The organism is Nocardia sp. CA-128927, assembly GCF_050955855.1.
Taxonomy (GTDB): domain Bacteria; phylum Actinomycetota; class Actinomycetes; order Mycobacteriales; family Mycobacteriaceae; genus Nocardia.
The window spans coordinates 7,888,817-7,902,082 of sequence record NZ_CP192087.1; the positions used below are offsets into that span (position 1 = coordinate 7,888,817).

Below are 13,266 nucleotides of genomic sequence, written 5' to 3' on the forward strand. Positions count from 1 at the left end.
AGACTCGGCTGACGCCGGGCGATCGGCGTCACACTATTTCGATTGCTTGGAGCGCTTGCGAGCCGCGGATGCGCGAGGCCGCGGGTCCTGCGATCGCACCGGGCCGATCCGGCCGGGCGGCCAGATCTTGAACACCGCTTTGCCGCGAACGTTGTCGACGGGGACGGTTCCGTGCAGGTCATCGCTGGTGTGCGCGCGGGAGTCCCGCGAGTTGTTGCGGTTGTCGCCCATCACCCACAGATGACCGTCGGGCACCTTGATCGGCGGGAACTCTCGCCCGCCGCTGGCACCGAAGGTCAGACCGGGCTTGTACGGGATGGTGTAGCGGGCGTATGGCTCGTCCAGCGGCTTGCCGTCGACCAGCACTCGCCCTTGCGCGTCGCAGCACTGCACGGTCTGGCCACCGACCGCGATGACCCGCTTCACCAGATCGTTCTCATCCGGCGGCACCACACCGAAGAACGAGAAGAAGTTCTGCACGCCGCGCACAACCGTGTTGGTCGAACGCGTCGACTGGAAGGTGTCGTTCCACGATGGCGGCCCGACGAACACGACAACGTCGCCCGGCTCCGGGTCGCCCCAGTAGTAACTCAGCTTCTGCACGTAGATACGGTCACCCGTGCAACCGGCACAGCCGTGCAACGTGGTCTCCATCGATTCCGACGGAATCACATAGGGCCGCCCCACGAAATTGACCAGCAATGCCGCGACCACCGCCGCGATCACGACGAGGATCGGCAGCTCCTGCCAGAACGGCCGCTGCTTCTTCGCGCGCCGCCTGCCGCGCCGCCCCTGGCCATCCGACAACGTCTCATCTGTCACACCGAAAACAGTAGCCCGGCACCGGAACTGAGTTCCGATGCCGGGCTACCAGACGCTCTATCGCGCGGAGAAGCTACTTCAGCGCTTTTCCTTGATCTTGGCGGCCTTGCCGCGCAGATCGCGCAGGTAGTACAGCTTGGCGCGGCGGACGTCACCACGGGTGACGACCTCGATGTGGTCGATGTTCGGGGTGTGCACCGGGAAGGTGCGCTCCACGCCGACACCGAACGACACCTTGCGGACCGTGAAGGTCTCGCGGATGCCACCGCCCTGGCGCCGGATGACGACGCCCTTGAAGACCTGGATGCGCTCCTTCGAGCCTTCGATGACCTTTACGTGCACATTGAGGGTGTCGCCCGGCCGGAAGTCGGGGACGTCGCTGCGCAGCGACTTCTCGTCGACGAAGTCAAGGGTGTTCATTTCCATCCTTATGGGTTCGCGCGAACAGAGGACCCTGGCGGCACATCGCGTGCTCGGCCGGTTCATGCTCCGATTCAAGGGGATGCTCCTGGTCCACAAACCACCCAGGGCAACCTGAGTATTGTGCCAGATCAGCGGGTCGCGGGAGAAATCGGCCCCCGGTTCAGGCCGGGTTGTCCGGTACCGCGAACAGGCGGACGCTCATCGGCTTGGCATCCGCGGGCGCGTCCTCGCGACTGAAACTGTACCGCGCGAGCAGCGCCTTGTACTCCGTCACGAACTCGCTCACCTGGGACTTAGCCATGTAGGTCCCGGTTCGCTGGACCTGTGCCCAGCCGTCGGGGCCCGCCCATTCGCGCACCGCACGCAGGTAGAGCTCGATGTCGTGGCCCGCCTTCAACCTGCCGAGATGTTCGGCCGCCGCGTACTCGGCCGGTGCCATGGTCGCCGGATCGGGGACGGTGTGCTCGAACGGCAGCGACCGCCACCAGCGCTCCCGGCCCGCCGATTTCTCCGCGATCTCGGTGATCAGGCCGAGTTCGGCGAGCTTGCGCAGGTGGTAGCTGGTGCTGCCGGTGCTCTCGCCCAGCACCTCGGCCAACGTCGCGGAATTGGCTTCGCCGTGTTTGCCCAGGTACTGGAGGATGCGGCCGCGCAAGGGGTGGGCCAGCGTGCGGTAGAGCGCGGTGCGCTCGGCGCTGGTCATGTCGTCGGGTTTGCGCGGTGCCATGCGTCGAAGGGTAGCAAAGAGTTCTTTGCAAAGAAATGTTTGCAAAGAGTTCTTTGCGGACGTAGCGTGGCCGTCATGCGAAACACCGCACTGTTCCGAATACCGATCCCCCACACCCGGTTGATCCGCCGAGCCGCCCGCGACAAGCCGCGGACACTGATCGCCGCCAGCGCTGTCGTGCTGGTGCCGTGGACGGTCGTCCTCGCGGCTACGTTGCCGGGCACGACCGAGGTCCAGAACTGGTCGACGGCATGGGTCGGCCTGGATCTACTACTCGCGGTCGGCTGCGGATTGACGACGATGCTGTTGCGCCGCAACGATTCCCGGGCTCGACTGGTCGCCGCGGCGGTCGCCGGAGTCGCGATGGTCGACACCTGGTTCGATCTGATCACCGCGCAACCCGGCGCACCGTTCGCCCAGGCGGTGCTGTGCGCCGTGGGGCAGTCCCTCTTGATCGCCGCGTGCATGCACGTCGCGTTGACGCCGGGCCAGGAAGCACCGCGCCCCGAACGAATTACCGTCTCGTCCTGAGCATTTCAGTCCGGCACATTCCGTGCCGCGCGGTGTATCACCGCCGCCAGCCTCGCGTTCTCTCGCCCGTCGAAGGCGAAAGCGGCCCGCCTGCGGGTGTAGCCGTAAGCCAGGCCGCTGTGCGGGTCGGCGAATCCGTTGGAACCGGCGGCGCCGGTGTGGCCGAAGGCTTTTGCGCCGAGGAACGGATACTGCAAGCCCTTGGCTTCGAAGCCGATCAGATAGGGCACGTTGTCGCCGCGGACCAAGTCGTGGCCAGTCGTCTGAATGGTAGTGAACACGGACAAGGTGTCGGGCTTCAATAACGTTGCCCGGCCGTCGATTTCGGAAATCGCCGCCGCGTACATGGCCGCCAAGCCGCGCGCACTTCCCACGCCGCCCATCGAGGCGGGGCCGTTGGCGCGGAGTTCGGAGTTGTTGGGCAGGGCGAGCACGTCGTCCGAGGTTAATCCGGTGGCGTCGAGGTTGTACGAGATTCCCGGAATGCCTTGCAGGTTCGGTGAATTCGCCTCGAACGCGGCCTGCATCTCGGGTGTCGCCAACCACGGCAGGATCGCCCGGTAGCGATCTTCCAGTGCCGCAGGCAATCCGAGATAGACGTCCAGACCATAAGGGGCCCTGATGCGTTCCTCGAACAACTCCTGGATCGAACCGCCCCGCAGGCGGCGAATCACCTCACCGACGATGGCGAAGGTGACGAATCCGCCGTAACCCTGCACCACGCCCGGCCGGAAGAACGGGCGTTGACCGGCGACGCGTTGCGCGATGAGCCGGTCGTCGGCGAGTTCGGCCAGGGTGAAGCCGCCGTCGACGCCGATCACACCGGACTTGTTGGTGAGTACCTGCCGCAAGGTGATCGTGACCTTGCCCGCGTCGGCGAACTCCGGCCAGTAGGCGGCAACGGGGCGGTCGAGGTCGAGTACCCCGTCCTGCACCAACAGAGCCACGACCAGCGTCGCGGCACCCTTGGTCGAGGAAAGCAGACCGGTGAGGGTATCGCCGGTCACCGGCGAACCTGCCCAGAGGTCGACCACCGGCCTGCCGTGCACGAAAGCGGCGAGCTGTGAACCGGATTCGCCATTCTCCTCGGCGACGACCTCGGCGAATTCGTCACGCACCGCCTCGAATCCCGGTGCGACGGTGCCATGTACATCGATGGTGCTCATAGTCGTCCTCCCCACGGATATCAGGCGTGCGCTGAACGACGCAGCAGCGCCAGCGGATTGCGCTGACCAGCGGGCGGCCGCAGCCCCCAGGACGCCAGGCTGAGACCGGCGAAGACCAACGGACCGATCCACGCCTTCGGCTCGTCGCCGACCGACACGTGCGACACCGCCGCGCCGCCGTAGACGAAAGTCAGTCCGGCATAGGCCCATTCCTCGGCGCGCGGATGGCCGGGCACGACGATCGCGGCCACCGCCGCCGCCTTGGCGACGCCGAGCATTGTCGCGAAGTACATCGGGTATCCGAGTTGATCGAAAACCTCACGGACATAGGGAATCCTGGCGATATCCCAGTAGGAGCCGATCACCGATTCGGTGAGCACGACCCCGGTGGCGCCCAAGTAGGCGACGCGCAGTGCGAGACTCTTCGTATTCACGATTTCGTTCCTTCCGTCAGCGTTGCTATCTCTCTGACGGATGGCGGTGCGCGAAGGTAACAGGCCGCGAGATTCGGTGGCTCAGTCGCGGTCGGGGGCGTGCGCAATCGGTTCGGACTCGTGGTCCGAGGAGAACAGGGAAAGGTGGTGGCGGTGGGGCGCCGGTGGGGCGGGCACGACGGTGCGGGTCAGCTCGGCCTCGGCGGCGGTACGCACGTGTTCGACGTCGGGTTTACCGGCGACCAGGTCTTGGACGAAGATCTTGGCGCGGATGACCGGGCGGCGGTAGCGCCGTTCGCGGACGATGGCGCGATACATGAGGCGGCGGCGGTCGGCGTAGCGCCAGCGGGCCCACGGTGCGCCCGGTCGGCTCAGCCGCAGCGCGCCGACGACGAGCAGCGGCAGGAAGAACATGCCGAACAGGCCGGTCCAGATCTTCCCCTTGGCGATGACGATCGCGGCGAGCGCGAGGTTCACCACCGCGAAGAAGACGACGAACACCCGGACCTCGATGCTCGGGTCGCTGCGGAAGTCGTTGATGTCGAGCAACCACAGCGGATGAAAACCCAGCAGCAACAATCCGGTGACGGCGAGCGCGACGAACACCGCGTCCACCGAGGTACGCCCCTGCTCCTCCCAGTACACGTCGCGCAGATAGAAGATCAGCGCGAATTCGTCGAGGGTGAGCGCGGCGCCGACCCCGAAGAACGCGGCGAGCACGGCGGCCGTGGTGACATCGGCGGTCTGGTACAGGGTGACCATGCCGACGCCGGACACCAGCACCAGGATCACCCCGAACACCATGTGGTGGATGTGCACCCCGCCGGAGCGCAGGTTGCCCGGCCACCAGCGCACCTGTTTCCGGATCAGCCGGACGCTGAGCCGGATCAACAGGAAGCCGACGATGAACCCTAGAAGGAAGCACAGCAGCGGAAGCCTGCCCTGCGCGATCACATCCTCACTGAGCCATCGTCGCATGGCCGCCTGAAACCTCCGTCCGACCTACTGTCCGAAACCGGCCCGGCGCAACGCATCCGCCATCGAACCGGTCGGCGCGGGCGCGTTGCGGCTCTTACTGCCACCGCCGCGGGCCTGGCCTTGGCCCTGCGTCCGTTGTCCTTGGTTGCGGCCCTGCTGGTTCTTGCCCTGTCCATTCTGCCGCTCCGGCGCGCCGCCCTTGCGGTCACCTTGGCCACGCTGCCGGTTCTCGCCCCGTTCGCCCTTGGCGGTGGCGCCCGGCTCGTCGTCCAGTCGGAGCGACAGCCCGATGCGCTGCCGGGCGACATCGACCTCGAGCACCTTCACCTTGACCACGTCGCCGGTGTTCACCACCTCGCGCGGATCCTTGATGAAGTTGTGCGACATGGCGGAAACGTGCACGAGTCCGTCCTGGTGCACGCCGATATCGACGAACGCGCCGAAGGCCGCGACGTTGGTGACGACCCCTTCGAGCACCATGCCCGGTTCGAGGTCGGCGACCTTCTCCACACCCGCGGCGAATTCCGCGGTCTTGAACTCGGGTCGCGGGTCGCGGCCCGGCTTCTCCAGCTCGGTGATGATGTCGGTCACGGTCGGCACACCGAAGCGTTCGTCGGTGAACTCGTCGGCGCGCAACGCGCGCAGCACGGTCGTGTTGCCGATGACCTCGGTGATGTCGCGTCCGGTCGATTCCATGATCCGCCGGACCACCGGGTACGCCTCGGGGTGCACCGAGGAGGTGTCCAGCGGGTCGTCGCCGCCACGGATCCGCAGGAAGCCCGCGCACTGCTCGAACGCCTTCGGGCCGAGCCGCGGCACCTCGAGCAGCGCGGTCCGGCTGCGGAACGGGCCGTTCTGATCGCGGTGCGCGACAATGCTTTCCGCGACCGAGCCGGCGATGCCGGACACTCGCGACAGCAGCGGCACCGAGGCCGTGTTGACGTCGACACCGACCGCGTTCACCGCGTCCTCGACCACCGCGCCCAGCGAACGCGCCAGCAGCGTCTCGGAGACGTCGTGCTGGTACTGGCCGACGCCGATCGACTTCGGATCGATCTTCACCAGTTCGGCGAGCGGATCCTGCAGGCGGCGTGCGATGGACACCGCGCCGCGCAGCGACACGTCCATGTCGGGCAGTTCCTGCGTGGCGTACGCCGAGGCGGAGTACACCGAGGCGCCCGCCTCGGATACCACGATCTTGGTCGGCTTGTTCTCCGGAATGCGCGAAATCAGCTCGGTGGCAAGGGCATCGGTCTCCCGCGAGGCGGTGCCGTTTCCGATGGCGATGAGCTCCACCCCGAACCGGGCGACCAGCGCGCCGAGCACAGCCAGGGACTTCTCGGTCTGGCCCTGCGGCTTGTGCGGGTAGATCACCTCGGTGGCGACGGCCTTGCCGGTGGCGTCGACGACGGCCACCTTCACGCCGGTCCGGTAGCCGGGGTCGAGACCCATGGTGGTGCGGGTGCCCGCGGGCGCGGCGAGCAGCAGGTCGCGCAGGTTCGCCGCGAACACGTCGACAGCGTCCTTCTCGGCCGCCTGCCGCAGCCGCATCCTGGTGTCGATGCCAAGGCTTACTTGCAGTTTGGTCCGCCAGGCCCAGCGCACGGTGTCCAGCAGCCAGGTGTCGGCGGCGCGGCCCTTCTCGGCGATGTTGAACTTGATCGCGATCCGGCCCTCGTAGATGGACCGTTCGCCCGGCTCGAGCTCTTCGGTATCGGGCTCGAGGTGCAGCGAGAGCACGTCTTCCTTCTCGCCGCGCAGCAGCGCGAGGATCCGGTGCGAGGGCAGCTTGGTGAACGGCTCGTCGAACTCGAAGTAGTCGGCGAACTTGGCGCCCGCCTCCTCCTTGCCCGCGCGCACGGTCGACTTGATCTGACCGCGGTTCCACATCAGCTCGCGCAGCTCACCGACCAGGTCTGCGTCCTCGGCGAAACGCTCGACCAGGATCGACCGCGCGCCGTCGAGCTGCTCGGCGTTGTACTGCGCGGGATCGGTGGTCGGGTCGTTGATGAGCGCGTCGGCGACCGGTTCGTGGCCGGCCTCGCGCGCGATCTGCGCCTTGGTGCGCCGCTTCGGCTTGTACGGCAGGTAGATGTCCTCGAGCCGGGCCTTGGTCTCGGCCAGCATGATCTGCTGGTGCAGCGCGTCGTCGAGTTTGCCCTGGCCGCGAATGGATTCGAGGATCGCGCCGCGGCGCTCGTCGAGTTCGCGGATGTAGTGCAGACGCTCGTCCAGTAGGCGCAACTGGGCGTCGTCGAGACCGCCGGTGACCTCCTTGCGGTATCGCGCGATGAACGGCACGGTCGAGCCGCCGTCGATCAGCTCGACGGTGGCACGCACCTGGCTCTCCCGCACCGCGAGCTCGTCGGCGATGCGACGGTTCACGCTGGCTTGGCTCGCGACACCGGAGGACGTCACGGGTGGAAGCACGGCGGGGTCGGACTCTGCACTGGCGGTCTCGGGCGCTGTCGTCACGTCCGGAGACACTACCGGGACCGCCCGACATGAGGCTCACACCCAGTCGAACCGGGTCGCGCGTGCCGCATCATCCGCCGATCCGGCCGACCTCGCCACCGGTGCCCCGCGACGCGCCGAACCCGGCCGAGCACGCTCGACCGGGTTCGGTAGTTCCTACGCATATGCCGAATCGCCCACTTACAGGACCAGTTCCGGGCTGTAGATAGGACTGAACGTCTGACCGTTCTTGGTGACGGCGGTGAAGCTGACGTACCGGTGCCCCGGCTTCGCGCCCTCCACTGTCAGTGGCGGCGAGGGGTACCTGCCGTTCAAGCACGGGAACGGGCCACTGGTGCCGACCTGTTCATTGGTGTTGTCGCGGTATGCGTCTTTATCCACGACAGTCACCACCATGGTGCAATTGTCGCGCGTTATTGTGTCGTTCTTTATCGTCAGGCCGCCGAATGCCCGAATTACCTTGCTGTCGGGCGCTGCCCCGTTCTCGGCGTAAACGCACGACTCCACTTCTGCCGAGCCATCGCTCGTCAGAAATACCCCCGAGCAGCTGTACGGGCTGTCCGGTGCGGCAACTGCGGCCGGTGCCAACACGAGAAGTGGTGCGGCACTGGCGATAACACAACCAAGGACACGTGAAAACGAACCGATTTGCATGTAAGACCTTTCGCGACCAGATAAACCAGATCCCCGACGAAACGACCTTGTCCCACCCTATGTGTTACATCGGTGTGTCACATGACCGCAGTAATCGGGGCACCTGATATCACGTCTCGTCCGGCAGCCCTAGGAGTGCACGGGACAGCTCACGCATTTCGGCCTTGCGGATCTTGCCGGTCACGGTCATCGGGAATTCGTCCACCACGTGCACATAGCGCGGAATCTTGAAGTGCGCGAGCTTGCCCGCGCAGAACTCGCGGACGGCGGTGGCGTCCAACGGTGTCGCGCCCTCGCGCATCCGCACCCAGACCATCAGTTCCTCGCCGTATTTCGGGTCGGGCACCCCGATCACTTGGGCATCCACGATGTCGGGGTGGGTGTAGAGGAACTCCTCGATCTCGCGCGGGTAGACGTTCTCGCCGCCGCGGATGACCATGTCCTTGATCCGGCCGGTGATCGCCAGGTAGCCGTCGTCGTCCATCACGCCGATGTCGCCGGTGTGCATCCAGCGCGCGGTGTCGATGGCCTCGGCGGTCTTGGCCTGGTCGTTCCAGTAGCCGAGCATCACCGAGTAGCCGCGGGTGCAGAGTTCACCGGGCGCGCCGCGCGGCACGGTGAGACCCGTTGCGGGGTCGACGATTTTGACCTCGAGGTGCGGGCCGACCCGGCCGACGGTGGCGGTGCGCCGGTCGATGCCGTCGTCGCGGCGGGTCTGGGTGGAGACCGGCGAGGTCTCGGTCATGCCGTAACAGATGCACACCTCGTGCATGCCCATCCGGTCGATCACCCGCTTCATCACCTCGACAGGGCACGGTGAGCCCGCCATGATGCCGGTGCGCAGGGTGGACAGATCCGGTGTGGCGGAATCCAATTCGGTGAGCAAGGCGATGAACATGGTCGGCACGCCGTAGAGCGAGGTGCAGCGTTCGGACTCGACGGCGGCCAGGGTCGCCTTCGGATCGAACGCCGGTGCCGGAATCACCACTGTCGCACCGTGACTCGTGCTGGCCAGGTTGCCCATGACCATGCCGAAGCAGTGGTAGAACGGCACCGGCACGCAGATCCGGTCCTGTTCGGTGTAGCCGCAGAGCTCGCCGACGAAGAAGCCGTTGTTCAGGATGTTGTGATGGCTCAACGTGGCACCCTTGGGGAAACCTGTTGTGCCCGAGGTGTACTGGATGTTGATCGGGTCGTCGATGGACAGTTCCGCCGCAAGCTCGGCCAAGCGATCCGCGTCGATCACCGTCCGCGACAGCTCATCCCAGTCCGGTGTGCCGAGCACCAGCACCTGCTCCAGCGTAGGGCAGTCCGGCCGGACCTCGTCGATCATCGCGACGTAGTTCGACGTCTTGAATTCCGGTGCCGCGACCAGCATTCGGACACCCGACTGGCGCAGCACGTATGCCAGCTCGCTGGTGCGGTAAGCCGGGTTGATGTTGACCAGGATCGCGCCGATCTTCGCCGTCGCGTACTGCACGAAGAACCACTCCGCACAGTTCGGCGCCCAGATGCCGACCCGGTCGCCCTTTCCGATGCCACGCGCGGCCAGTCCGGTGGCCAGCGCGTCGATCGCGGCGCCGAGCTCGCGGTAGGTCCAGCGTCGGTCGGAGTACTTGTCCACCAACGCTTCCCGGTCCGGGTAGGCGGCGACGGCGCGGTCGAGATTGCCGCCGATGGTGTCACCTAGTAGCGGGGTGTCCGAGGTGCCGGACGCATAGCTCGGGTCCGGCATCAGTTGTTTCCCCGCTGCCGCAACACGAATCGCTGCACCTTGCCGCTCGGCGTCTTCGGCAGCTCGGTCACGAAGTGCACCGTGCGCGGGTAGGCGTGCGCGGCGAACTTCTTCTTCACCAGTTCCTGCAACTCCGCCTCCAACGCGGTGCCGACCCGGGAACAGTCGCGCAACACCACGAACGCCTCCAGTACCTCGCCGCGCAGTTCGTCCGGCATGCCGACGACGGCCGCCTCGGCGACCAGCTCGTGCAGCACCAGCACGCTCTCTACCTCGAACGGGCCGATGCGGTAACCGGCCATGATGATCACGTCGTCGTCGCGGGCGGAGAAGCGGAAGAAGCCGTTCTCGTCCTGCGAGCCCGCGTCCCCGGTGAGGTACCACCGGCCGTCGGGGGTGTAGCGCTGGGCGGTGCGTTCCGGGGCGTCGAGGTAGCCGAGGAACCACAGCAGCGGACTGTTCTCGGTGTCGATGGCGACGCGGCCGAGCTCACCGGTCGGCGCGATGGTGTCGGCGTTGTCGGACAGCACCGCGCAGGTCCAGCCGGGCAGCGATCGGCCCATCGAACCTGCGGGGACGTCGGCATCGAGCGCGTCGTGCCAGGAGTTGCAGATGAGCATGCCGTGCTCGGTCTGGCCGTAGTGATCGCGCACGGCGACGCCGAGATGCTCCCGCGACCAGGCGACGACCTCGGGGGTCAGCGGCTCGCCCGCGGAGGAGGCGCGGCGCAGCGTGGTGTGCAGCGGCGGTGCGGTGGGGTCGGCGCGGAGCGCGCGGTAGACCGTCGGGGCGGCGGTGAAGTTGGTGACGCCGAAACGTTCCAGCACCTGCCAGGTGAGGGTCGGCGAGAACGCGGCGTGCAACAGGATGCTGCGGACACCGCTGGCCAAGGGGGCCATGATCGCCCAGTACAGGCCGTACGCCCAGCCCGGATCGGCCGCGTTCCAGAAGACGTCGTCGGCGCGGACGTCCAGCGCGAACTCTTGATACGCCTGGAAAGCAGCCAACGCGCGCAACGGAATCGGCACACCCTTCGGGGTCCCGGTGGTGCCGCTGGTGAACAGCTCGACCAGCAGGCCGTTGCCGCCGACCACCGCGGCCGGTTGACGTGGCGAGTCGTCGGCAAGCACGTCCGCCATGCCCAACGTGCCCTCGGGTGCGTCACCGCTGACGATGACCTGCCACGGTGCGTCCGCGGGCATGTCGGGGCCGGGGGCCAGCTTGGGTGCCTGGTCGGCGTCGGAGATGACGATCGACGTGCCGCTCGCTTCCAGGCGGAACGCGATGGCGGGCGGCGCGAACGCGGTGAACAGCGGAACATGCACCGCGCCGAGCCGCCAGATCCCGAGCAACGCCACCACGAGATCCGTGGACTTCGCCATCAAGGTCGCGACCCGGTCACCCTGCTTGACCCCGAGTTCGGCCAACCCCGTGGCGAAACGAGTCGAACGGTCCCGGAGTTCGCCGTAGGTGAGGTCGATCGAGGACAGATCGCGCTCGATGATGGTGAACGCAATGGCATCCGCCGGATGCCGATCGCACAGTAGGTTCGCCGCGGACGCCTCGGGCCGGTCGTACATGTCCAGCAGTTCGCGCACCCGGGGATTCAGGTCGGTACCCATCTTCGCCACTCCTCATCGTGATCCAGCTCACCCAATAGGATGTGGGTCACACCGAGTTCGCTACTACCCCCGAAAAGGGGTGAGTCTCCCTTGACCCACACCGCACTGCTGCGCCCGCGCGACGCCGACGCGTTGCGCGCCGAAATCCGCTGGGTGGCGAGCGCGGCCGGGGTGCCGGTGACGTTCGGCGGCGAAGTGCACGATGACGCGCTGTTGCTGTCGGAATTCGTCGGCACACTGACCAACGGACTGCGCGGCCTGACCGTCCTGCGCACCTCCGGCCTCGGCGGGCGCGTGATGGATTCCGGGCGCCCCGCCTCGGTCACCGACTACGTCAACACCTCCACCATCACGCACCACTACGACGGGCCGGTCTCCGGTGAGGGACTGCGCTCGATCGTCGCGGTGCCGGTGGTCGTCGACAAGCGCTCCCGCGCTGTCCTCTATGCCGCCACCCGCAGCGCGAGCCCGCTCGGCGACCGCACCGCCGACCTCGTCGTGCAGGCCGGTCGGCGCCTCGCCACCGAGATCACCATTCGTGACGAGGTCGATCGTCGGCTGCGGCTGCTCGAGTCGACGATCCCGACCTCCGACACCGCCCCGGCTGTGGCCGAGGAACTCCGCGACATTCACGCCGAGCTCCGCGGCATGGCTCGCTCCGCGGGCGACGATCTCCTCCGCACCCGTCTGCACACCGTCTGTGAACGTCTCACCCGGGTCATGGTCGGCGAACCCCTCCCCGACGCCCCGCACCTCTCCCGGCGTGAGCTCGACGTCCTCTCACAGATCGCGTTGGGTTGTTCCAATCATGAAGCTGCCCAACGGCTCTCGCTCGCTCCGGAGACCGTCAAGAGTTACCTCCGCAACGCTATGACGAAGCTCGACGCGCACTCGCGCCACGAAGCCGTCACCACCGCTCGCCGCCACGGTTTGCTGCCCTAGTACCAAAGATGCTCCTGACGGAGGCAGCAGCCTGCGTCAGGAGCGAATGTTGTTGGCGTACTTAGGGTTCAGTCCGCGTCGGGGAGGAGATCCGGGCGGCGTTCCCGGGTGCGCTCGAGGGATCGTTCGCGACGCCAGGCAGCTACCTTGGCGTGGTCGCCGGAGAGTAGGACCGGAGGGACTTCGAGGTCGCGCCAGGTGACCGGGCGGGTGTAGCTCGGGCCTTCCAGCAGGCCGTCGGAGAACGAATCCTCTTGGTGCGATTGCTGATTGCCGAGAACGCCGGGGAGCAGGCGGACGACGGCTTCGGTCATGACGAGGACGGCCGCCTCGCCGCCGATCAGGACGTAGTCGCCGATGCTGACTTCCTCGACGCGAACTCGGCGGGCCGCGTCATCGAAGACGCGTTGATCGATGCCTTCGTAGCGGCCACAGGCGAAGACGAGGTGCTCTTCATTGGCCCAGCGGTGCGCGGTTTCCTGGGTGAACGGGACGCCAGCAGGCGTGGGGACGACGAGCAGCGCGTCGTCCGGGCAGACCGCATCGAGAGCATCGCCCCACACGGTGGGCTTCATGACCATGCCCGGCCCCCCGCCATACGGCGAGTCATCGACGGACTTGTGCACGTCATGCGTCCAGCCGCGCAGGTCGTGCACGTCGAGGGAGATCAGCCCCTTATCGATTGCCTTGCCCAGCAACGCCGTTCGCAGCGGCTCCAGGTATTCCGGAAAGATCGTGACGACATCGAGTTTCACGC

At 66.8% G+C, this 13,266-nt stretch carries 13 protein-coding genes; 2 read left to right on the forward strand and 11 right to left on the reverse strand.

Annotated features, from left to right (window positions below; translation table 11 throughout):
* Positions 1 to 33 precede the first annotated feature (33 nt).
* From lepB to ACQPW1_RS36485, 3 genes are all read right to left on the reverse strand, one after another.
* Positions 34 to 822 (reverse strand): signal peptidase I, encoded by a 789-nt coding sequence (lepB, locus tag ACQPW1_RS36475; protein WP_433656925.1) that lies wholly within the window; start codon positions 820 to 822, stop codon positions 34 to 36.
* A 78-nt stretch (positions 823 to 900) separates the two neighbouring features.
* Positions 901 to 1,242 (reverse strand): 50S ribosomal protein L19, encoded by a 342-nt coding sequence (rplS, locus tag ACQPW1_RS36480; RefSeq protein ID WP_029893064.1) that lies wholly within the window; start codon positions 1,240 to 1,242, stop codon positions 901 to 903.
* A gap of 163 nt (positions 1,243 to 1,405) precedes the next feature.
* Positions 1,406 to 1,972 (reverse strand): helix-turn-helix domain-containing protein, encoded by a 567-nt coding sequence (locus ACQPW1_RS36485; RefSeq protein WP_433656927.1) that lies wholly within the window; start codon positions 1,970 to 1,972, stop codon positions 1,406 to 1,408.
* Positions 1,973 to 2,047: 75 nt separating this feature from the next.
* Between ACQPW1_RS36485 and ACQPW1_RS36490 the strand changes: the two genes are divergently transcribed.
* The gene (locus tag ACQPW1_RS36490) at positions 2,048 to 2,503 is read left to right on the forward strand and encodes a hypothetical protein (protein WP_433656929.1); all 456 of its coding nucleotides are present in this window, start codon (positions 2,048 to 2,050) and stop codon (positions 2,501 to 2,503) included.
* Between the two features lie 5 nt (positions 2,504 to 2,508).
* Here ACQPW1_RS36490 and ACQPW1_RS36495 read toward each other — a convergent pair whose 3' ends face one another.
* The 7 genes from ACQPW1_RS36495 to ACQPW1_RS36525 all read right to left on the reverse strand — a co-directional run bounded on the left by ACQPW1_RS36495 (position 2,509) and on the right by ACQPW1_RS36525 (position 11,567).
* The gene (locus tag ACQPW1_RS36495) at positions 2,509 to 3,669 is read right to left on the reverse strand and encodes a serine hydrolase domain-containing protein (protein ID WP_433656931.1); all 1,161 of its coding nucleotides are present in this window, start codon (positions 3,667 to 3,669) and stop codon (positions 2,509 to 2,511) included.
* A 20-nt stretch (positions 3,670 to 3,689) separates the two neighbouring features.
* Positions 3,690 to 4,103, reverse strand: a complete 414-nt coding sequence (locus tag ACQPW1_RS36500; RefSeq protein ID WP_433656933.1) for a DoxX family protein — start codon at positions 4,101 to 4,103, stop codon at positions 3,690 to 3,692.
* Between the two features lie 81 nt (positions 4,104 to 4,184).
* Positions 4,185 to 5,081 (reverse strand): hypothetical protein, encoded by an 897-nt coding sequence (locus tag ACQPW1_RS36505; protein ID WP_433656934.1) that lies wholly within the window; start codon positions 5,079 to 5,081, stop codon positions 4,185 to 4,187.
* A 24-nt stretch (positions 5,082 to 5,105) separates the two neighbouring features.
* Positions 5,106 to 7,511: a Tex family protein gene (locus ACQPW1_RS36510; RefSeq protein ID WP_433665441.1), complete on the reverse strand. Its 2,406-nt coding sequence runs from the start codon at positions 7,509 to 7,511 to the stop codon at positions 5,106 to 5,108.
* Between the two features lie 225 nt (positions 7,512 to 7,736).
* Positions 7,737 to 7,952, reverse strand: a complete 216-nt coding sequence (locus ACQPW1_RS36515; RefSeq protein ID WP_433656936.1) for a hypothetical protein — start codon at positions 7,950 to 7,952, stop codon at positions 7,737 to 7,739.
* Between the two features lie 367 nt (positions 7,953 to 8,319).
* A complete protein-coding gene (locus ACQPW1_RS36520; protein ID WP_433656938.1) occupies positions 8,320 to 9,945 on the reverse strand; it encodes an AMP-binding protein in 1,626 nt (541 codons plus the stop codon).
* Positions 9,945 to 11,567, reverse strand: coding sequence for an AMP-binding protein (locus tag ACQPW1_RS36525; protein ID WP_433656939.1), 1,623 nt, complete (start codon positions 11,565 to 11,567; stop codon positions 9,945 to 9,947). Before ACQPW1_RS36525 ends, ACQPW1_RS36520 begins: the two co-directional genes overlap by 1 nt.
* Before the next feature lie 90 nt (positions 11,568 to 11,657).
* On the opposite strand from ACQPW1_RS36525, the gene ACQPW1_RS36530 reads away from it, so the two are divergent.
* On the forward strand, positions 11,658 to 12,509 hold the full coding sequence (locus ACQPW1_RS36530; RefSeq protein WP_433656941.1) for a LuxR C-terminal-related transcriptional regulator: 852 nt from the start codon (positions 11,658 to 11,660) through the stop codon (positions 12,507 to 12,509).
* 68 nt (positions 12,510 to 12,577) lie between these two features.
* Here ACQPW1_RS36530 and trmD read toward each other — a convergent pair whose 3' ends face one another.
* Positions 12,578 to 13,264: a tRNA (guanosine(37)-N1)-methyltransferase TrmD gene (trmD, locus tag ACQPW1_RS36535; RefSeq protein ID WP_433656943.1), complete on the reverse strand. Its 687-nt coding sequence runs from the start codon at positions 13,262 to 13,264 to the stop codon at positions 12,578 to 12,580.
* Positions 13,265 to 13,266 lie beyond the last annotated feature (2 nt).